The organism is Snodgrassella sp. W8124, from assembly GCF_016100875.1.
Taxonomy (GTDB): domain Bacteria; phylum Pseudomonadota; class Gammaproteobacteria; order Burkholderiales; family Neisseriaceae; genus Snodgrassella; species Snodgrassella alvi.
Map to the genome: position 1 here is coordinate 446,472 of NZ_JACFRP010000001.1, position 22,694 is coordinate 469,165.

At 39.2% G+C, this 22,694-nt stretch carries 17 protein-coding genes; 9 read left to right on the forward strand and 8 right to left on the reverse strand.

All coding sequences use genetic code 11. The features are described from left to right. The first annotated feature begins 63 nt into the window (after positions 1-63). The 8 genes from H3U73_RS01995 (at position 64) to H3U73_RS02025 (ending at position 11,193) form a co-directional block, all read left to right on the forward strand. A complete protein-coding gene (locus H3U73_RS01995) occupies positions 64-1,245 on the forward strand; it encodes an SEL1-like repeat protein (protein ID WP_198189944.1) in 1,182 nt (393 codons plus the stop codon). Between the two features lie 38 nt (positions 1,246-1,283). After that, a complete protein-coding gene (locus H3U73_RS10725; RefSeq protein ID WP_255516545.1) occupies positions 1,284-1,412 on the forward strand; it encodes a hypothetical protein in 129 nt (42 codons plus the stop codon). Between the two features lie 65 nt (positions 1,413-1,477). Next, entirely contained in the window at positions 1,478-3,325 is a 1,848-nt protein-coding gene (locus H3U73_RS02000) for an SEL1-like repeat protein (protein WP_198189945.1), read from the forward strand. A 169-nt stretch (positions 3,326-3,494) separates the two neighbouring features. Further along, on the forward strand, positions 3,495-4,685 hold the full coding sequence (locus tag H3U73_RS02005; RefSeq protein WP_084586634.1) for an SEL1-like repeat protein: 1,191 nt from the start codon (positions 3,495-3,497) through the stop codon (positions 4,683-4,685). A 175-nt stretch (positions 4,686-4,860) separates the two neighbouring features. Further along, a complete protein-coding gene (locus tag H3U73_RS02010; RefSeq protein ID WP_198189946.1) occupies positions 4,861-6,255 on the forward strand; it encodes a tetratricopeptide repeat protein in 1,395 nt (464 codons plus the stop codon). A gap of 271 nt (positions 6,256-6,526) precedes the next feature. Then, positions 6,527-7,600: an A/G-specific adenine glycosylase gene (gene mutY / locus H3U73_RS02015; RefSeq protein ID WP_084585913.1), complete on the forward strand. Its 1,074-nt coding sequence runs from the start codon at positions 6,527-6,529 to the stop codon at positions 7,598-7,600. Between the two features lie 438 nt (positions 7,601-8,038). Further along, positions 8,039-10,729, forward strand: coding sequence for a magnesium-translocating P-type ATPase (gene mgtA / locus H3U73_RS02020; RefSeq protein WP_232336189.1), 2,691 nt, complete (start codon positions 8,039-8,041; stop codon positions 10,727-10,729). Positions 10,730-10,950: 221 nt separating this feature from the next. Beyond that, on the forward strand, positions 10,951-11,193 hold the full coding sequence (locus tag H3U73_RS02025; protein ID WP_198189948.1) for a helix-hairpin-helix domain-containing protein: 243 nt from the start codon (positions 10,951-10,953) through the stop codon (positions 11,191-11,193). A gap of 101 nt (positions 11,194-11,294) precedes the next feature. On the opposite strand, the gene H3U73_RS02030 is transcribed toward H3U73_RS02025, so the two are convergent. The 3 genes from H3U73_RS02030 to H3U73_RS02040 form a co-directional block, all read right to left on the reverse strand. Then, a complete protein-coding gene (locus H3U73_RS02030; protein WP_198189949.1) occupies positions 11,295-12,563 on the reverse strand; it encodes a glycerate kinase in 1,269 nt (422 codons plus the stop codon). Positions 12,564-12,594: 31 nt separating this feature from the next. Beyond that, a complete protein-coding gene (locus H3U73_RS02035) occupies positions 12,595-13,452 on the reverse strand; it encodes a LysR family transcriptional regulator (RefSeq protein ID WP_198189950.1) in 858 nt (285 codons plus the stop codon). A 570-nt stretch (positions 13,453-14,022) separates the two neighbouring features. Further along, a complete protein-coding gene (locus H3U73_RS02040) occupies positions 14,023-14,475 on the reverse strand; it encodes a hypothetical protein (protein WP_198189951.1) in 453 nt (150 codons plus the stop codon). An 87-nt stretch (positions 14,476-14,562) separates the two neighbouring features. Between H3U73_RS02040 and H3U73_RS10730 the strand changes: the two genes are divergently transcribed. Further along, complete coding sequence (locus H3U73_RS10730; RefSeq protein ID WP_255516546.1) at positions 14,563-14,694, forward strand: hypothetical protein; 132 nt, start codon at positions 14,563-14,565, stop codon at positions 14,692-14,694. 364 nt (positions 14,695-15,058) lie between these two features. Here the strand turns inward: H3U73_RS10730 and H3U73_RS02045 are convergent, their stop codons facing one another. From H3U73_RS02045 to H3U73_RS02065, 5 genes are all read right to left on the reverse strand, one after another. Continuing rightward, positions 15,059-15,526 (reverse strand): DUF3592 domain-containing protein, encoded by a 468-nt coding sequence (locus tag H3U73_RS02045; protein WP_037394511.1) that lies wholly within the window; start codon positions 15,524-15,526, stop codon positions 15,059-15,061. Between the two features lie 150 nt (positions 15,527-15,676). Further along, positions 15,677-15,874 carry a hypothetical protein gene (locus H3U73_RS02050; RefSeq protein WP_198189952.1) on the reverse strand — a complete coding sequence of 66 codons (198 nt, stop codon included), beginning with the start codon at positions 15,872-15,874 and terminating at the stop codon, positions 15,677-15,679. Positions 15,875-16,028: 154 nt separating this feature from the next. After that, positions 16,029-16,478, reverse strand: a complete 450-nt coding sequence (locus tag H3U73_RS02055) for a DUF3592 domain-containing protein (RefSeq protein ID WP_198189953.1) — start codon at positions 16,476-16,478, stop codon at positions 16,029-16,031. A gap of 149 nt (positions 16,479-16,627) precedes the next feature. Continuing rightward, positions 16,628-20,521, reverse strand: a complete 3,894-nt coding sequence (locus tag H3U73_RS02060; RefSeq protein WP_198189954.1) for a translocation/assembly module TamB domain-containing protein — start codon at positions 20,519-20,521, stop codon at positions 16,628-16,630. After that, positions 20,521-22,404, reverse strand: coding sequence for an autotransporter assembly complex family protein (locus H3U73_RS02065; RefSeq protein WP_198189955.1), 1,884 nt, complete (start codon positions 22,402-22,404; stop codon positions 20,521-20,523). Before H3U73_RS02065 ends, H3U73_RS02060 begins: the two co-directional genes overlap by 1 nt. Positions 22,405-22,694: the final 290 nt, after the last annotated feature.

The window sequence follows — 22,694 nt, forward strand, 5'->3', positions numbered from 1 at the left end:
AATTTAAAATAAAAATATTGTGAAAATAATATAAATCGGTTTTGCAAAATGAGTAATGAAAAGATGGAAACAAAAAAATCAGATAAGTTTTTAAGTACTCTGGAAGCGGCTCAAAAAGGAGATGCGGATGCCCAATTTGCTCTGGGTGGTATGTATAAACATGGTATAGGAGTCGCACAAGATTATCCAGAAGCATTCAAATACTATAAGCAGGCTGCCGATCAGGGAAATATTGATGCGCAATTTGCTCTGGGTGATATGTATAAGCATAGTATAGGAATCGCACAAGATTATGAACAAGCATTCAAATATTATCAGCAGGCTGCTGAGCAGGGAAATATTGATGCACAAGTCGAATTAAGTGTTATGTATTATGATGGTCAGGGTGTAGAACCGGATCGTGAAAAATCATATGAACTTCATGCAGTCGCTTTAAAAAATCTTCAAGAGGGATATAAAGAATATCTGTTGGGTGCTGAACAGGGAGAGGCTAAAGCACAAGTCAGATTGGGTTATCTGTATAAATACGGCTTAGGTGTAGAACAGGATTATGAAAAGGCATTTGAATATTATTCAGCGACAGCAGCTCAAGGAGATGCTACCGCACAGTATTATTTAGGTTGTTTATATTATTGCGGTGAAGGTACAGAGCTGAATTACGCTAAAAGTTTTGAATATTTACAGTTAGCTGCGCAACAAGGCAATAGAGATGCCCAATATGATCTGGCTATTATGTATGAGAATGGTGAGGGAGTAGAGCAAAATTATGCTGAAAGCTGTAAATATTATCAGCTGGCTGCCGAGCAGGGGGATGCTTCAGCACAATTTAATTTAGGTAATTTTTATTACTACGGTGTGGGAGGAGAAAAAGATTACATTAAAGCAATTAAATATTATCAGTTAGCTGCTGATCAGGGTGATAGTTCTGCTTTATATATTTTAGGACGTATTTATAAAACAGGTGAGGGTGTTGCTCAGGATTTTGTTAAAGCAGCGAATTATTTCCAGCGGGCAGTAGAATCGGGCGATAGTTCTGCACAAAACGAATTAGATTTTATGTATAAAAACGACAATGGCGTAAACCAAGATTACAAAAAAATCTTTGAATCTTATTCAGTCGGTGTTGAACAAAGAGATATTTTTTCTCTATCTAATTTAGATAAAATGTACTGTTATGGTAAAAGTCTGAAACAAGATAATATTCAAGGTATTGAGCATTATCTAGATAAGCACAATTTGTTTTAGGTTGTATTTATTTTGTTGAAAAAAGTGTCGTTCAGGATATGGCTAAAGCTGAGAATTATTTTCAGCAGGCAGCCATGCAAGAACCTCCTGAAGCTCAGCATTTTCTGGAGCTAATTCATAAAAATAATTCTGGAGTAAAAATAGATGTATTTTTAAAGATTTTATAAAAACTTAGTATAGAAAATAAAATATTTATAGTTAAAAGCGATATTGCAAAATGAGTAATGAGAAGATGGACACAAAAAAATCAGATAAGTTTTTAAGTACTCTGGAAGCGGCTCAAAAAGGAGACGCGGATGCCCAATTTGCTCTGGGTCTTATGTATGAGGATGGAAAAGGAACAGAGCAAAATTATGTAGCTGCCTATAAATACTATAAACTCGCTGCAGACCAGGGAAATATTAATGCACAGTATAAATTAGGTATTATGTATTACGACGGCAAGGGTATTGAACAGAATTACATTAAAAGTATCGAATATTTTCAATTAGCTGCAAATCAAAATGATAGTGATGCTCAATTTAATCTGGGTGTTATGTATGGGGATGGAAAAGGAACAGAGCGAAATTATGCAGAAGCATATAAATACTTTAAGCTGGCTGCCGAGCAAGGAAATAGTGATGCACAAATTAATTTAGGTATTTTATATGAAAACGGTGATGGTGTAGAACAGAATTATGCAAAAGCATTTGAGTGTTATCAGGCTGCCGCTGAGGAAGGAAATCCTATCGCTCAATATTATGTAGGTAGTATGTATTATTTTGGTAAAGGTGTAGAACAAAGCTTCATTAAAAGTATTGAATATTATAAGTCAGCTGCGGAACAGGGAAATAGTGATGCCCAATTTACTCTGGGTATCATGTATGAGAAAGGTAAGGGAACAGAGCAAAATTATGCAGAAGCATATAAATACTTTAAGCTGGCTGCTGAACAAGGAAATATTAGGGCACAAATCAATTTAGGCACTTTGTATTATGAGGGTAAGGGTGTAGAACAGAATTATGCAAAAGCAATAAAGTATTATCTATTAGCTGTGCAACAAGGTGATAGTGATGTGCAATTTCATCTGGGTAATATGTACAGAGATGGAGAGGGGACAGCACAAGATTATACTGAAGCATATAAATACTATAGACTGGCTGCTGAACAGGGAAATATTGATGCACAAATTAATTTAGGTATTTTATATAAGTATGGTTTTGGTGTAGAACAGGATTATGCAAAAGCATTTGAGTATATTGCAGCAGCTGCTGAACATGGAAATGCCACTGGACAGTGTAATTTAGGTGATTTGTATTATTTCGGTAAAGGTGTAGAACAGAATTACATTAAAAGTATTAAATATTATAAATTAGCTGCGCAACAGGGTAATAGCGATGCCCAAAATAAACTGGGTGTTATATATGAATGTGGACGGGGAATAGAACAAAATTTTGCAGAAGCATACAAATATTATAAGTTTGCAGCAGAACAGGGAAATATTGATGCACAAGTTAATTTAGGTGATTTGTATTATTTCGGTAAAGGTAGAGAACAGAATTACGCTAAAAGCTTTGAATATTTTCAGTTAGCTGCGCAACAAGGCAATAGCGATGCACAATTTTCTCTGGGTCTTATGTATGCAAAAGGAGAAGGAAAGGAGCAAAATTATACAGAGGCATGTAAATATTATAAGCTGGCTGCGGAACAGGGAAATAGTGATGCACAAATTAATTTAGGTATTTTATATGAAAACGGTAATGGTGTAGAAAAGAATTATAAAAAAGCATTTAGGTATTATCTGGCTGCCGCTGAGCAAGGAAATCCTATCGCTCAATATTATGCAGGTAGTATGTACTATTATGGTAGAGGTGTAGAACAAAGCTATATTAAAAGTATTGAATATTATAAGCTAGCTGCGGAACAGGGAGATAGTGATGCACAATTTTCTCTTGGTCTTATGTATGAGGATGGAGAAGGAACGGAGCAAAATTATACAGAGGCATATAAATACTATAAGCTGGCGGCAGTACAAGGACACTCTGGAGCTCAGCATAATCTGGAGCTTATGCAAGAAAATGGTTTTGGAATAAAGAAATAAAAGTATTTTCAGAAAATTTATAAAAAAAGTAGTACAAAAATCTTTGATGATGTCTGAATGCTATATAACTTTTTTATTATTGATCTCTATGATTGAGGTTATTTATATTTGCAGATAAAAATATTCTGAAAAAAATTTAAAAGCTTACTGTAAAAGGAATAATAAAAAGATGGAAACGAAGAAATCAGATAAATTTTTAAGTACTCTGGAAGCGGCTCGAAAGGGAAATGCGAATGCACAATTTGCTCTGGGTGTTATGTTTGAGAATGGAGAAGAAACAGAGCAAAATTATGCAGAAGCATATAAATACTATAAGCTGGCCGCAAAACAGGGAAATATCGATGCACAATTCAATTTAGGTTTATTGTATAGCGAGGGCTATGGCGTAGAGCAGAATTATGAAAAGGCAGCTGAATATTATGCGGCTGCAGCTGCACAGGGAGATGCTTCCGCTCAATGTAATCTGGGTATATTGTATAGTGATGGTTATGGTGTAGAGCAGAATTATGAAAAGGCAGCTAAGTATTATTCAGCTGCAGCAGCACAAGGAAATGCAAATGCTCAGAGTAATTTAGGTATATTGTATGAAGATGGTTATGGTGTAGAGCAGAATTATGAAAAGGCAGCTGAGTATTATTTGGCTGCAGCTGCACAGGGAGTTGATATTGCCCAAAGTAACTTAGGATTTTTATATTACAACGGCTTTGGTGTAGAGCAAAATTATGAAAAGGCGGTTGAGTATTATTCAGCTGCAGCTGCGCAAGGAGATGTTACTGCCCAGTATAACTTAGCTAATTTATATTACTATGGAAAAGGCGTAGAACAAAATTATACTAAAAGTATTGAATACTATCAGTTAGCAGCGCAACAGGGTAATAGTAAGGCACAATTTACTTTAGGATATATTTATAAAACTGGTGAAGGTGTTGCTCAGGATTATGCGGAGGCATATAAATATTATAAGCTGGCTGCAGAACAGGGAAATAGTGATGCACAAATTAATTTAGGTATTTTATATGAAAACGGTGATGGTGTAGAACAGAATTATGCAAAAGCATTTGAGTATTATCTGGCTGCCGCTGAGCAAGGGAATCCTATTGCTCAATATTATGCAGGTAGTATGTATTATTATGGTAAAGGTGTAGAACAAAGCTTCATTAAAAGTCTTGAATATTATAAGCCAGCTGCGGAACAAGGAAATAGTGATGCACAATTTGCTCTGGGTTTTATGTATATAAATGGTGAAGGAGCAGAGCAAAATTATGCAGAGGCATATGAGTACTTTAATCTGGCGGCAGAACAAGGACACTCTGGAGCTCAGCATAATCTGGAGCTTATGAAGAAAATGGTTTTGGAATAAAGAAATAAAAGTATTTTCAGAAAATTTATAAAAAAGTAGTACAAAAATCTTTGATGATGTCTGAATGCTACATAACTTTTTTATTATTGATCTCTATGGTTGAGGTTGTTTATATTTGCAGATAAAAATATTCTGAAAAAGTTTAAAAGCTTACTGTAAAAGGGATAATAAGAAGATGGAAACAAAAAGTTCAGATAATTTTTTATGTGTTCTGGAAGCTGCAAAAAAAGGAGATGTTAATGCCCAATTTACTATTGGATTAATGTATTACAAGGGTGCAGGCGTTGAGCAGAATTATATTAATGCTTTTAACTATTTTAAGTTAGCATCTGAACAAGGTGATAGTGGTGCTCAATATAATTTAGGCGTGATGTATTACTATGGAGAAGGAGTAAAACAGGATTTTACAAAGGCATTTTATTATTGCCGGTTATCTGCTGAACAAGGGAATGAAGATGCTTTGCTCAGTCTGGCAAACATGTATGAAAAAGGTAATAGTCTTCAGCAGGATTATGATAAAGCTATATATTATTATCAGCTAGCCTCTGATAGAGGAAATATAAATGCACAGTTTCATTTAGGATATGTTTACTATAATGGTATAGGGGTAGAACAAAATTTTGCGCAGGCATTTAAGTATTATCAACTGGCTGCTAAACAAGGACATGCCGATGCTCTGACTAATCTGGGTATGATGTATAGCGAAGGTTCAGGCGTCAAACAGAATCACAAACAAGCCTTAAAGTACTTTCATATTGCAGCTTTAAAGAACAGTCCGGAAGCACTATTTAATCTTGGTGCATATTACAGATATGGCTATGGTGGTATTGAACAAAATGATACCGAAGCTATTAAATATTATAAATTAGCGGCTGATCAGGGTAATGCAATTGCACAATATAATCTGGGCGTAATTTATGAGTTTGGTCAGATTGTCCCGGCTGATTATTCTAAATCTGTTAAATATTATAAACTGGCAGCCAAAAAAGGGTATTCTTACGCTATCTATAATTTAGGGCTGATGCTGTTTAATGGTAAGGGTATTGAACAAGATTATCAGAGAGCTGCTCAGTGTTATCGTCTTGCTGCCAAAAAGGGATTGGCAGCTGCACAATATAATATGGGATTAATGTATTTCAAAGGTACAGAGATAGAACAGAATTATGAAGAGGCTGTCAAATATTTTCAATTAGCGGCAGATCAGGGAAAAATTAGTGCTCAGGCTCATTTGGGGTATTTGTATCGTGAGGGAGAGGGTGTTAAACAAGATTATATAAAATCATTAAAATACTACCAATTGGCTGCCGACCAGGGAGATTCGTTCTCACAAAATAGCTTAGCTAATATGTATGCGAATGGTGAAGGAGTGAAACAGGACTTTGCAAAAGCAGCCAAATATTATCAGCTGGCGGCTAAACAGGAAAATGCAGATGCTCAGTATAATCTGGCCTATATGTTTTTGAATGGTACCGGTATCAAACAAAATAAACGGATAGCTAAAGAATTATTCGGTAAGAGCTGTAAAAATGGTAATCAGGAAGCTTGTGAAATATACAATCAATTGAAATAAAACCATATTGGTTATCATGGATATTATTTTTTCATTTTAAAACTATGAATTCTGAAATTTTTTTACAGTAGATTTTAATAAGTAGTCACTGTTATTTAAATTTTATATCATGAAATTTAACACTATTGATAATATTTCTCTGTTTATGATTATGAAATAATTTTGCTTTTCTAAAGCAAATTCTTGTTTTATGTCTATAATCACCCATATTAGTTTATTACCTGAATTATTCAGGCTGATCATGATTTTTTTTATGTTAAATTAGGGTGTTATGAATAAACAAACAGTGCAGGAGGCGGAGTTTGCTCCTCGCCTGGTAAGCTGGCAGCGTCAGCATGGCCGGCATGGTCTGCCATGGCAGTGTCGTGAACCATATAAGGTATGGTTATCGGAAATTATGTTGCAGCAAACGCAGGTGTCCACGGTACTTGATTATTATCCGCGCTTTCTGGCTGCATTTCCTGATGTCCAAGTACTGGCGGCGGCTGATGAAGATGAAGTACTGGGTCTGTGGCAAGGGCTGGGCTACTACAGTCGTGCACGCAATTTGCATAAGGCTGCCAGGCAAGTTATATCTGAATTTTCAGGAAATTTTCCACACAGTCGTGTGGAATTACAAACTTTATATGGTGTAGGTCGTAGTACGGCAGCAGCGATTGCTGCATTTTGCTTTGATGCACGCGAAACCATTCTGGATGGTAATGTAAAGCGGGTATTGTGCCGGGTTTTTGCTCTGGACGGTGATATTGCGAATAAAGCTTTTGAAGATCAGCTTTGGCGCAAAGCAGAAGTCTTGCTGCCACTTAATGCAGCAGATATGCCGGCTTATATTCAGGGGCTGATGGATTTGGGAGCAACGGTATGTAAGCGCAGTAAGCCAATATGCTGTTCATGTCCGATGAACGATCTGTGTCAGGCATATGCCCAGAACCGTATTGCTGAATTACCGCGTAAGAAAAAAGCTGTAAGTGTAAAAAATTTATCGCTATATTGGCTGGTTTTACGTAACTGTGATGGTGCGATATTTTTACATAAACGTTCTGCCAAAGGAATATGGGGTGGTTTATGGTGTGTACCATGTGCAGACAGTCTGGATGATTTGTATCAACTTGCAGCAAAATTTGGTTGTACTGCTGAAGATTTAACAGAAGGTATTGAATTCAGTCATCGTTTAACTCATCGTCAATTGCATATTCTGCCTTTTGCTGCTCAAATAAATACCGGGCAGGATGCTGCATCTTCTGCAATAACTGGTGAATGGGTATCAGCTGATAATCTGAATGCGTATGGTATCCCTAAACCGTTATATGATTATCTGAACGTAAAACAGAGCAGTCTTTTCTAATTTGATTATTATGTTAATAGCATAATTTTATTGCTATTTTGCTGCGTATATTTATTTTTAAATTTGTCTGTTTTATGTGCGTATTATTGTTATTAATATTATATATTGTGAATAATATTGTTTTTTGTTTTGTATAGCGTAAATATAATTGACGCTGACATCACAAATATGTATAAACGCTATCTTGCTGAAATATTGCTGTCTTTCAGATTTTTTAGTTATTCAGACGGAATAAAGAAGGGAAGGCTGTTATTTCAGTAAGGTGTGCTTAATTCTATTTATTAGGTATCTGATTATTTAACCGGGAATAAAACAATGGAAGAAGATTCGAGTCGACCGTTTATTTTATTAAAACAACAACTGCAACAAGGCCGTTGATGTTTCCGGGTTAACAGTATCTGCCGACCGGGAAATATCATGGTCGGTGAGGTACTGTTTATGAAAAAATTCAAAAAAATCATTTCCCAACCAGTGGTAATCAAGGCTGTGCTGGAGTCTCGCAACAGTCTTGACCGTACACTGTCTAATTTACAGACCAGTTTAAATGGTCTGACTGAGCAGGATGTTAAAGAAAGACTGATCAGTTTTGGCAATAACGATGTAGTGCACGATAAAGCACCATCAGTCTGGCTGCAATTATTACTAGCCTTTAAAAATCCGTTTATTTTTGTTTTACTGGCGCTGGCTTTAGTAAGCTTTTTCACTGATTATCTGATTCCTTTGCATAATGGTGAAGAAACCAGTGTGAGCGGTATTACAATAATTCTGGTAATGGTTCTGCTCAGTGGTGTACTCAGTTTCTGGCAGGAATATCGTTCCAATAAGGCTGCACAGGCGCTGAAATCTATGATCAGCACCACTGCTACAGTAGTGCGCCGCAGCCATAGAGATATCAATGCAGAACAGCTTGAAGTACCGATTAAAGAAGTGGTACCGGGAGATATTATTTTGTTATCTGCCGGCGATATGGTACCGGCTGATGTGCGTCTGATTGAATCACGTGACTTGTTTATCAGTCAGGCTGTACTGACCGGTGAGTCTATTCCGGTAGAGAAATCTGATACTCTTGGTATGAATAGCACGCTTGCTATTGAAGAGCAGCCATTATCAGCTGATCCGCTGGATGCAGAAAATATCTGCTTCATGGGTACTAATATTGTCAGTGGTACGGCTAAAGCCGTGGTTGTGGCAACAGGAAATGATACCTATTTTGGCTCTCTGGCCAAATCAATTGTCGGTACACGCAGCCAGACTGCGTTTGATCGCGGTGTAAACAGTGTTAGTCATTTGCTGATTCGTTTTATGCTGGTTCTGGTACCGGTGGTGTTGCTGATTAATGGCTTCACTAAGGGAGACTGGGGTGATGCTGCTCTGTTTGCACTTGCTGTTGCTGTCGGGCTGACTCCTGAGATGCTGCCAATGATTGTCAGTGCCAATCTGGCTAAAGGTGCTATGGCCATGGCACGGCGTAAGGTAGTGGTAAAACGCCTGAGTGCTATTCAGAATTTCGGTTCAATGGATATTTTATGTACAGACAAAACCGGTACATTAACCCAGGATAAAATTATTCTTGAGCATTACACGAATATTCATGGCAATAATGATAGTGAAGTTTTGCAACTGGCCTGGTTAAACAGTTCCTATCAGAGCGGTATGAAAAATCTAATGGATAAAGCCATTGTGCGTTTTGCACAGGAGCCTGAAAACAGGGCAGGTATCAGCGATGGCGGCTATCATAAAATTGATGAATTACCGTTTGATTTTATTCGCCGGCGTTTATCTGTGGTTTTACAGGATGAAGAACAGCGCCATGTGCTGATTTGTAAGGGCGCAGTGGAAGAAATGCTGTCTATTTCCAGCTGTGTTTATGAGCACGGAGAATATCTGCCATTAGATGCAGCGCGGCGGGAACAATTGCTGGCTTTAGCTGAAAGCTATAATAAGGAAGGCTTCCGGGTGCTGGCGATTGGTAAAAAATACATTAGTACTGAAGCTCAGAAAGCACAATATGCTGTTGCTGATGAAACTGAGCTTACTCTGTGCGGCTTTCTGACTTTTCTAGATCCGCCGAAAGACAGTGCTGCACAGGCTATTGCTGCGCTGAGTGAAAATGGTGTGGCTGTTAAGGTTTTAACTGGTGATAATGCGATTGTTACTCGTAAGATTTGTTATGAAGTCGGAATTGAAGCCGGACAGCCTTTACTAGGTAGTGAAATTGAGGCTCTAAGTGATGAGGTACTGAAACCTCTGCTGGAAAAACACACTGTATTTGCCAAACTTACACCATTACAGAAATCACGCATTATTCGTCTGCTTCAGGAAAACGAACATACAGTTGGTTTTCTTGGTGACGGTATCAATGATGCTCCGGCTCTGCGCGATGCCGATGTCGGTATTTCTGTAGATACAGCTACTGATATTGCCAAGGAATCGGCTGATATTATTTTGCTGGAAAAAAGTCTGATGGTATTGGAAGAGGGGGTAATCAAAGGACGTGAAACTTTTGGCAATATTATTAAATATCTGAATATGACTGCCAGCTCTAATTTTGGCAATGTGTTTTCTGTATTGTTTGCCAGTGCGTTCCTGCCATTTCTGCCTATGCTGGCTATTCAGTTACTGATTCAGAATCTTCTGTATGATTTTTCTCAGCTATCACTGCCATGGGATAAAATGGATGAGGAATTTTTGCGTAAACCGCGTAAATGGGATGTATCCAATATCAGCCGTTTTATGCTGTTTATCGGTCCTATTTCCTCTATATTTGATATCAGTACTTTTGCGCTGATGTGGTTTGTGTTCCATGCTAATGCGCCAGAAGTGCAGAATCTGTTTCATTCCGGCTGGTTTGTAGAAGGTTTATTGTCACAGACTCTGGTAGTACATATGCTGCGTACCCGCAGAATACCGTTTGTACAAAGTACTGCTGCTTTACCGGTATTGCTGATGACAGGGTTAATTATGGCTATTGGTATTTATATTCCGTTTTCGCCGATTAGCAGCTGGATCGGGCTGGTACCGCTGCCATGGCAATATTTCCCCTGGCTGGTACTGACACTGGGTTGTTACTGTATTGTGACTCAGATAGTGAAACGCTGGTATATTCGCCGTTTCGGACAATGGTTCTGAATATTATGTAAAAAAGCGAGTTGAGTACTCGCTTTTTTCAGGTCTGAATCAGACAGGGACAAGCTAAATACTGATTTTATTGCCTGAATACTTTTATCAGGATGAGTATAAGAACTGGCAATTTTAAGATTGAATCTGATTATTTTTCAGTTTGCTGTATAACTGATATTTATAGTATTTTAAATCATATTGAAATTATTATATTCAGAAGAGGGAAATAAATGGCATTTACTGAAACTGAAAAAGCGGCTTTGCTTACTGTAAAAGGGGTAGGAGAAAAGGTAATTATGCGTCTGGAGCAGATGGGTATTGATTCATTGGATAAGCTTGCCCGTGCTAACCCGCAGGATATCACTGAGCAGGCAGCCAGTCTGGTTGGCAGCAGCTGCTGGAAAAATAGTCCGCAAGCCAAAGCAGCTGTCACTATGGCAGTAGATTTTGCGCGCGGAAAAATTCAGAAATGAGTAAATCTGTATAGTTTAGAGCAATTAACTACTATATGTCTGATAAAAATATATTATTTATTAACAACAATTTATCAGGTTAGTTTTTATTATTATTTAATTTACAGCACTAAGATCGCACGAAAGTCATTGATATTGGTTAATGTCGGGGTTGTCACCAGTAGTTGTCCGGTTGTGCTAAAAAAATTATATGCATTATGATTATTCAGCATGTCTTGTGCTGATATTCCGGCCTGTTCAGCACGGAGTAATGTATCAGGTGTTAGCCATGCTCCGGCATTATCTTCGCTGCCATCAATACCATCTGTATCGGCTGCCAGTGCATAAATATTATTTGCTCCATTCAGAGCAATAGCCAGTGCCAGTAAAAATTCAGTGTTACGACCGCCGCGTCCTTGTTGCCGGTTCAGGGTAACAGTGGTTTCTCCACCGCTGAGAATCAGCAAAGGTTTACTGCGTTGATGCCGGTTTTGCTGAAACAGTGCGATTCCAGCCATCACCTGAGCCACCTCCCGTGCTTCGCCACCTATACGGTCTCCCAGATACAGTACTTCAACTTCCTGATTGATTGCCCAATTTTGCACGGCAGTAAATACCTGATCAGGGTTAATAATTATGTGAGCACTGCTGTTTGGAAGATTTTTAGGTGTTTCTGCATCAGCTTTGTTTAAATAGGTGATAACACTTGCGGGGAGGTCGATTTGGTATTGATTAACAATACGTTTAATATCAGCCAGGGTGGTAGGATCGGGCACACCTGCGCCAGAGCCTATGGTACTGATATCATCACCAACTACATCTGAAATAGCCAGGGTGGTGATATGTGCTGGTGCTGCTGCGGCAGCCAGTCGACCGCCTTTGATGCGAGAAAGATGTTTCCGCAGTGTATTCATGGCGTCTATGGGAACACCATTACTAAGTAACTGGCGATTAATATATTGCTTATCAGCCAGTGTAATGCTGCTAACAGGCAGTGTGGTCAGAGCGGAAGCACCGCCGGAAACGAGATAATATACCTGATCGTGCGGATTTAGTCCGCTAACAGCATTAAGTAAGGCCTGAGCAGCAGCCTGTCCGGCAGTGTCCGGCAGGGGATGACTGGCTTCAAGTACTTTGATGTGCTTTGTAGGGGTAGTGTGTCCGTAGCGGGTAACAACGACACCGGATAATGGCGGATAGTCTTGCGGCCAGATTCTTTCCCATTCAGCCGCCATGGCAGCAGCAGCTTTGCCTGCACCGACAACTATCACTCGTCCGCATGGATTGGTCTGTGGTAACCAGTTACTCATTTTATTCACCGGACTAGCTTCTTCGATAGTATAGCGAAATAATTGCTGTAAAAAGCTGATGGCATTATCGTGGCTGAGCATACTGTTCTCCCCTTAGACTTTTTATTGGATTTTAGCGGTTTTTAGAAGTTTCAAATTTTTCTGCCAGAAAATCAATAAAACTACGCACTTTAGCGCTGAGAAATTCACGATTCATATAGGCTGCATACAGTGTATGGCTTTCCGGACAAGCGATGTGTTCGATGATTTCTAAACGTTTTTGTTGTATATCTTCTCTCACCATCCATTCAGGCAAGTATGCCAGTCCCATATGATTAAGCGCCATCTTGTGTATTAGCAAAGCACTGTTACTGGTACAGGCAGGAATAAGCGGTAAATCAAGATGAACGTATTGTGGTAACAGACCATAATGCTGTTTCAGGTCTGCTACTGTATGCGGCATGCCGTATTTTTGCAGATATTTCGGGCTGGCTACCCATAAAAAATCAATGCAGGTAATGGGTTTAACAATGAGATTGGGTTCAGGGTTATTGGTGACACGTAAAGCAAGATCGATACCCTCTGCAACCAGATCGGTACGCCGGCTGTCCAGGTTGATGGATAAACTTACTTCCGGAAATTGCTGCCGGTATTCTGATAGAATTTCACCAAACTGGCGTGAAGCACACCAGTTAGGAGCGGTAATTTTAAGTAAGCCCTGCGGTTTGACCGTACCAGCCTGTGCAACACGTTTGGCTTCGGTAAGTGTATCCAGTGCTTCTACACAGCGATGATAGTATTCCTGTCCGGCTTCGGTAAGGCTGATGCGACGGCTGGTACGGTTGAGTAGTTTAGCCTGAATGTTTTTTTCCAGATGATGCAGGTGTTTACTGGCCATCGCAGTAGAAATATCCATAAATTCAGCAGCTTTAGTGAAGCTGCCTAACTCTACTACGTAACGGAAAACCCACATGCTTTGTAATGTGTCCATTCTGTTTCTTTAAAGGAAATAATTATTTAATAAAAATGATATCGTTTCTTTTTAGTAAATTCAATACACTATTTTCATGTTTTTATGAGTGAATGGCAGAAATTACTATGTTTGAGATAGATAAGATTCATACTATGGAGGCTGAGTTTGCTTTGGGGTTACTACGTATAGTCACAGCATTTTTATACATACAGCATGCCACGGCAAAATTTTTATAGCGGCGATTTTCAATGACTGACGGGAATGGATCAATAGTGTTATTTTTGATAATAAGTGTTGCTGGTATGCAGGAATGATTGGGAAGTTTTCTGTTGCCGGCGGTGGTCATTTTTAAGACGGAAAATCGGTTTCAATAATTGCAGATTGTTACTTAAATGGCATTTTAAGCAGATGCCGGTGCTAGCGATAATTTTATGTATCTGCTGAAATAATTATTATAAATCTGGAATTATGTCTGATAAGAGTTATAAAGGTTTAATTGGAATGGATTGGATTTTTTAGGAATATATGCCAATTTCATTAGAAAAAAGATTATTTATTTTGTACTGAATTTTTTATTTAAAACTGATGCTAATATCTTTTTTTAGATTTCCAATAATCCGGAGTTGATTTAGATTTTCGATAATAATAAATTGCAGTAATAATAATTATAAAAGATAAAAATAAATAACAATAAAACTCAAATTTACGGCTATGATTGCCTTTGATATCTGCTACTTTAGGAAAAAATTTACTATAGATAATTTTAATTGTATTACCAGGAGATAAGTGATAATCGCTACGAATATTTGTAATATAAGTTTTATTGTGTTTGTCGGTATATATAACTGTCAGTATATAGACTTCCCCGGTTTTTCTTGAGGAAAAGATAGATTCTTTGGAATCTATTACCGTAGCGAATGTTTCTTCACTGTAACTGGAAAGTATGAAAAGTAATTTTGCATCATATAAAGTTGTACCTATAATCTTAAAGCTAAAAAATATGGCAACCACTAACAAGAGGATTTTTTCTATTTTACTCATAATATAAAGAATAATAATAAATATTTACATATTAAATTAATTAAATAATATAATTTATTTATTTTTACAATTCAAGCAATATATAGAATGTTCAGAGTGTTTCAAACCATGTGCCGGTTGTGTGCTCTGAACATCTTTATCAGCGATGACTTAATTAAAACGGCGGATATAACGAATTTCATTCTGGCTGATCCGGTACCTATGCGCACAATATTCTGATCATGGTGATTTTTATAACTGACGAGACTGGATCAATAGCATTTCGATAATAGGTGTTGCTGATATGCTGGAATGATTAGGAAGTTTTCTGTTGCTGACGGGTCTGTTTGTGCGGGCTGAGTGGTTTACTGTTGTTGGTCGTTTTAAGACAGAAAATAGGTTTAAATAATTGCAGATTGTTACTTAATTGGCATTTTCAGTAGACACAGGTGTCAGTAATAATTTTTATGTATCTGCTGAAATAATTATTATAAACCTGGAATTATGTCTGATAAAAGTTAAATTGGAATAGATTGGATTTTTTTCAAGAATATAAGCTAATATCTTTAGAAAAAAGATTATTTATTTTGTATTAAATTTTTACTTAAAGCTTATGCTTATATTTTCTTTTGGATCTCCAAAAATTTGGACTGGATTTGAATTCCTGATACCCTTGAATTGTAAGAATAATAAAAATAAAGCAAATATATAAATTTATATTAAATTTCTTTTTGCGCAAACTGTTGTCTTTGCGATCGGCAACTTGAGGAGAAAATTTATTATAAATAATTGTAATTTTATCGCCAGGCTTCAAGCTATTTTCGGTTTTGATAGTATTTGTAATATAAGTTTTATTATATTTATCAGTAAATTCGGCTGTTACTAAATAATATTCACGATTTCTATAGACATAGGATTCGCTAGTTACTATCGTAGCTAATGTTTCTTCCCCATGTCTGGCAAGTCCGAAAATAATTTTCGCATCGGAGAAAGTTACAGCCATATATAGTGCGGTAAGGACTATAAAGCTGATATAGCAGGATATTATTATTATTTTGTTTATTTTTTTCATAATAAGGAGCTAATAACAGATATTTATATATAAAATTCATTGTACTAATATAATTTATTTATTTTTACAATTCAAGTAGTATATAAAATGTTCAGAGTATTTTAAACCATGTACCGATTGTGAACTCTGAACATTTTTATCAGTGATGACTTAATCGAAACGGCGGGTATAGCGGATTTCACCTCCAGCCGATCCGGTACCTATGAACACAATGCTTTGCAGTGCACGGCTAATCTGATAGATGATGCTGATGATCTGGGTCGCACTTTCAATTCCATACAGATAACAGATATAAAGATTATTAGACAGATGTTTGTCGATTGTGATGACCTGTTCTGCAGTATTCATTAGTAAAGCTGCTCTGTCTCTACTAGGTAACCAAAAACCTACACATTTTGTAATGTGTTCATTCTGTTTCTTTAAAGGAAATAATTATTCAGTAAAAAAGATATTGTTTCTCGTTAGTAAATTCAATACACTATTTTTTTATCTAAAACTGATACTAATATCTTTTTTTAAATTTCCAATAATTTGGATTGAATTTAAATTCCTGATAATAATAAATTGCAGCAATGATAATCATAAAGGAGGCGAATAGTTCTGCAGAAAAATTATTTTTACGGTTATGGTTGCCTTTGATATCGGCTACCTGAGGAGAAAATTTATTATAAATAATTGTAATTTTATCGCCAGGATTTAAGTTTTTATAGGTTTTAATATCATTTTTGATATAGGTTTTATTATAGTTGTCGGTGTATTCTATTGTCAGTATATGGAGGACTATCCCACGTCCTTCGTCTTGGGATTTGGTATCTATTACCGTAGCTAATGTTTCTTTTCCGTGTCTGGCAAGCCCGAAAATAAATTTCGCATCGGATAGAGTTAAACCTATAATCGAAACGCTAAAAACTATGGCAGCCACTGACAAGAGTATTTTTTCTATTTTTTCCATAATAAAATTATTATAACAAATATTTACATATAAAATTAATTAAATAATATAATTTATTTATTTTTATAATTAAAGCAATATATAAAATGTTCAGAGTATTTTAAACCATGTGCCGGTTGTATACTCTGAACATTTTTATCAGTGATGATTTAATCAAAACGGTGGGTATAGCGGATTTCACCTCCGGCCGATCCGGTACCTACGCGCACAATGCTTTGCAATGCACGGCTAATCTGATAGGTAATGCTGACGGTCTGGGTCGCACTTTCAATTCCATACAGATAGCTGATATAAAGATTGTTAGACAGATGTTTGCCGATTGTGATGGCCTGTTCTGCAGGATTCATTTCGCCAGTCTGACTATTTCGGGTTTGCTGGCTGGTAAGGCCGATTTCGTCAAGTAAACCAAGCTTGTCATTCAGGCCTCCGGCAAGCCAGGCACTGGCCGCAGCTGCAATGGCGGCTTCGTCACCGGCGCTGCCGCTGCTGGGACGATTGAGTATCAGCCACGATAGTTTGTCTTTTTCACTCATGGCTTCATTGGCTATCAGATTAATACGCGGGCTATCCAGCCGTCCGAGTGCTTCAACACCCGCACCAACCTGTGAATAACGGCGTTTGGCACGTATTTTCAAATTGGGATTATCCATCGGACCTACGAAAGAAATGGTACTCCCTTGCTGAATAACCAGATCCTGTCCGTAAGCTTTATATTGTCCGCGGACAACGTTTACTGTACCTACAATTTGAACTGTGCTGCCCGGATTGGCAGTAGCAGTAAGCTGACCGCCAAGCAGAACGTCAATCCCTTCAGCACTGAAACGGAAAGCATCATTCATGTCTAAATCAAGATTGAGCCGGATCGGTGTAGGACGTTGCTGTTCTGCTGTCTTTTCGCGACCCAGTACGACAACATCGTCATCTAACTGTGGCATTCCTGATTTTTGCATACCAAAGAGACCTTTATCGACTTTTAGTTTGCCGTTCAGAACAATTCCGTGTGCAATAGTATACAGTAGCTGAGTATTTCCGCTTATGGTAAGGCGACGGTTTATCTGATCAAATATATTGTAATGGTCAAAGTGGGCAGTAACGTTAATATCTGGAGTGAGTTTGGTCATATCTACTACGCCACTGAGTTTAATAGTTCCGTCACGGCGCGCAAAACTAAGATTGTCAATTAACCAGCGCCGTCCCTGAAAGTGGCTTTTAAGGTTGCCGTTTTCAAGAATAGTACCGTTGGCCTGATCTCGGTAGTAAAGGTTATTACCGGTAAGCGTACCATTAAGCAGAGGTTCATTCAGATGTCCGCTGATGCCGGCTTCGGCATGCATATTGCCCTTAAGCTGCATACCAATGGGTAGAAGATTGCGAATAGTGCTCAGATCAGGGCTATCAAGTTTTATACGTCCGCTGATGGGGGCAGTACTGACTTTGCCGTTATTGTCAGGAGTAATAACCAGTGTGGCATCTGTAGTTCCATAACGGGTAATACCACTCAGATGATTATTGATATGACCGTTCTGGAATTGTGCATCCAGACGTACATTTTGTAAGCCAAGTTTCTGCTGATGCTGTGGCAGGGTAATGTCACCGCCCTGCTGGTATAGTTTCAGATAGCCCTGCATGTGGCGACTGTAACTGAAGTTCCAGTCACCACCAATGATAAGGTTTTGCTCAACGGGTAATTCTATGACGTTGTGTAATTCGTGCAAAGCCAGATTGCTGGCTGAACCACGGGTAATCAGACCTTTATTTTTATCCCAGTTCAGATTATTCAGAGTTAAGTTACCGTTCAATGCAGCCCAGCGTGCATTTTGCATGCTGACATGCTCGGTTCCGGCCTCAAGCTGAATAGGATTGAGCAGTTTCAAATTAAGTGCGCCACTTATATCCAGAGCATTAACTCGCCCGCGCCACTGATAATGCTGGTCCAGACCACCATGCGCACTGAGATTAAAATGGTAAGCTTTGCTATCCAGAGTCAGATTACTGCTACCCTGAAGCTGATGCTGGCTGCCGCGGCCATTGATTTTGATGTCGGTACTGTTAATGATCGTGGGTTTTTCGCTGGTGCTGCCGGCGATGCTGATATGATCTGCATTCAGGTTAACCAGTAATGGCTGATTAATATCAGGTGAACCAACAAGTTTAAAATCCAGCTGATTAATGTTAAGTAGTTGAGCAATTTGCAGGTTGCGTGCCGCACCAGTAAGATTTGCTGTAATTTTTTTGGGTTCTCCGGCGATAAAACCTTTGGTGCTGAGCAAACCTTTCATACCTAATCCGAATAATCCCAGATTGGGTGCATTGATATCAAGATTGAGCTTGTCACCTTTTTTACCAAAACTGCCATTGGTAACTATCCGGTTCGGGCCGGCATTGAGGTTAATATTGGCCTGTTCCAGATGCTGATTGCGATAGCGGATGACGGCTTTGCCTGAAAGAGGTGCGCCGGAAAGAATGCTGTTATGCCAGAGCATGTCTGCCTGAATGGCAGGTTGTTGTCCCAATTGTCCGTTAACGTTGATATGTCCGTTGATACTGCCTGCCGGAAAATCTGAATTAACTTTGGCGGGATTAAAATTGTTGCTGTTGATGGCCAGCTGGATTGCTTTATTCTGATACAGTGCCAGACTGCCTTTGGCATTAAAGCTGCCGCCGCCATTTGGGGTGATGTTCAGTTTATCGAGTATCAGGGTTTGCTGATGTTTCTGTTCATCAGTAATAATCTGAATCGAACCTTCGCTGTTGCCTTTTTCACTGGACAGAAGCCATTGGGTAATCAGGCCGTTGAAACTACCGGATACACGAATATGACCATTAAGTGAACCGGGTAGTGGTGTAGCGAGAGCATCGCTGGCGTAAATACGTAATAATTGGCTGTTGATATCGAGTTGTCTGGATGCACTATCGATATTTCCGCGGGTGATGATTTGTCCCTGCTGAAGCAGGCGTGTGGTTAATGCCGGTAAGATGAGTTTGCCGTTATTATCGATGTTAATGTCACCTTCAATACTGCGTACAGGTAAACCGCCATGTTTGGCATCGTTGTAGGCCAGTGGCTGTTCATTCCCAAGCTTAATATGTCCGGCAAGCTGACCTTTGCCGTTGTTTACGGGTGCCAGATCTAAATTGAGATTCAGATCGGCAAATGGCAGGTTTGCATTAAAAGCAGCCGGATTAATATGGCGGCTTTGAAGATTCAGGCTGATGATTTTATGATTGAGTTGCAGTGCATACGGTCTGATGATGGCATGGGTACGGAAATGAATATTTCCGCCGTCCAGACGGGCAAATATATCTGGCTGTTGCAGACTGCCTTTGATGAGTGCAGCACTTTCAACCGCAGTTTTATCAAGGGTGCCGCTTCCGTTCAATTGTCCGCTCAGTATAAAGGGTGTCTGAGTGGTAATGGCTGCATTGCCGTGAATGTTCTGCCATGGTGTATTCAGTTCACTGAGAATAAGCTGATGTTTGTGATAGTCAAAAGTGTAGCTGGCCTGGCTGGCAAGCAAAACTGGCGTTTCTTTTTTACCCAGTGTGAATCCACCAAGCTGAATGTTATCAATAATAACTTGTAATGGCAGACTGATGCTGTTGGGTAGGGTAGGAACGGGCTTGGGTTTGGGTACACTATGGTCTGTATAATTAATTTTACCAACATCGAGCAGCCGTACGTGGAAGCGACGTCGCCATAATTCACGATTATTCCAGTCAAGACGTACTTTATCTATGGATAAATCAAAATCGCGATGGCTGACGTGAATATCTGTGCCGGAAAACCCGCGCCAGATAGTGCCGGTCAGATTTTTTGTCTGGATGTGCACACCAAACCATTTCGGGACAGTATGTACACCAAAACGCAGTCCGGATTCGGTACCAATCAGCCAGCATAATAGTGCCACAATAATAATAAATAAAGCCAGCAGAGAATACAGACTGGTTTTCAGCCATGATTTCCAGCGTGGTTTATGCGGGGGTACGGAAGGCGGCGTGGCGGGAACTGGTGTTTCGCCTGAGTTGATAGTGGTTTCAGCCATTAGAATTTAGTTCCCAAACTGATAGACCAGCGCCATTTTGCATCATGATGGCCATAGGCTATATCAAAGGCAAACGGGGCAACCGGATTAAACCAGCGTACTCCGAATCCGCTGCCATGACGCCATTGCATGTCGCTGAAGTTTTTCGATACCGAACCGGCATCATGAAAAAGCGCCAGAGAAAAATCTTTATACACTGGAATCTGGTATTCAACACTGGCTACAGCCAGCGTACGGTTAGGTAACACTGAATTATGTGAGCTTTTAATACCAATACTGTCTATTTCATAACCACGTACGCTATTGGCGCCACCGGCACGGAACATCAGCACAGAAGGTACGTTTACAGCATCACCGGTATGTACATAGCCAATCTGGCTGCGTAAAAACCATGTTCCGTGTTTTTTATTTTCAGGGGTGAAATAGTAGCCGCCACTAGCTGTAACTCTTTGCATGGATGCTGATGATATCAGTTTACCCAGAGTGGTACCTACCTTACCTTCCAGATAATAACCATTAGCCGGTCGCAGCTGGGTTTCTATGTTCTGCCGCTTCCATGAAGCTGTCACCATAGTGGCATAGCTGTGTCCGAGATCAGGTCCATTTTCAATTTTGCTGCTTTCAGTAACGTATTCAATCCCGATCCGCGAATCAATTCCGTCACGGTCTCGAACCTTCCACATCCCGCTGGATAAGGCGCGGCTTTCCAGATGCTGGACAGTAGAGTATGTATAGTTAAGATTGCTGGTCCAGTAGTGACCGCGATTGTCACGCGGCTGGCTCAGACCTAAACCGAAAGTAGTTTCATAGCGGTCTGTATCCAGCAAGGTTGAGCCGACAAACCCTTTATGAAAAACATTATAGTGGTCATACCCACCGCGAAAACCCGGACCGTTTTTGGTGTCATAACGTAAACCAAAGGTCAGCTTCTGGCGGCGCATTTCACTGACTTTCACCAGAACCGGCACCTGATTATTTTCCATATGGTCAAAATCTGCACTGACTACGGCATTACCATAATGGCTGTCCTGTTCCAGTGCCTGCTGATAGTCCAGAAGTTTGTCCAGATCATAGGGAGAGCCGGAAGCAAAACCGGCCATACCGGTGACGATTGAAACAGGATATCGTTCATTTCCGCTAACGTGAATATCACCAAAGTATACAGGCTGCTTACTGTCAATTGTGAGAGACAGTTCTGCCTTATTTTTTTGCGGATCAATAGCCGCACGGCTGGCGTTAATGGTTGCCAGCGGGTATTTTTTGCGCACAATAGCGCTGAGAACAGAAGATTTACTTGCAGACCAGTTACTCTGAGTAAACGGGTCACCTACAGGCAGCGCCCAGTTATCAATAGCAGTTTTGTAATAGTTGGTTAGATTATCATCACTGGTTACGTCACCAATCAGAGAAACGTCGACATTTTCAATACGGGTCAGCGGACCGGGCTTTATATGGATAATGTAACTATTACTTTGTTTCTCCAGATTAACTTCAGCATTGAAGTATCCCTGAGTTTCCAGCATGGTTTGCGTTTGCTGAGGTGCTTCTTCTGCCAGAAAACTGAGCTGCTCATCATCCAGATCTTCAATCAATTGCTGAGTAATCAGAGGCAGATGATCATTAATCAGTTTTTTTAAGGATGAATTGTTAATATCTATGGTTACAGGAACTCGAGGGCTTTTTGGTGTCTGAGGCTGTTTTTTTTCCTCAGATTCCTGCCCGTGCAGTAATCTGTGCAGCAGGCCGGTTTTGGGTGGCGGAATATCATCATCAGTATCATCACTGTCTACTGGCAGGCTCACAGCCCACACCATGGAGGTAATGGACGACAGTAACATACTTAAAAACAGCCATTGCAAGCGCTTCTGCGTGAAATATACCAAAATCAGTCCTGTTTCAGAAAGTTAAAACATATGTCAGTTTTTGCAGTCTGTTTATGTCTGCTATTGTAGCGTGAAACTGAAATTTCATCCTATGCCTTGAATGACACAGATATTCTATATTAATGTACAAACAAATTTAAAGTCATGATAACAGGTTTAGTGAAATGTTAAATCATCAAAGCTGTTTACTGACTTGGACGAATGTCTGACATTTTTGTAGAATAAATGATTTAGGTTAATATGGATTGTGTTATCCATTCACCCGAATTTACTGAGGATTAATTGTGGCC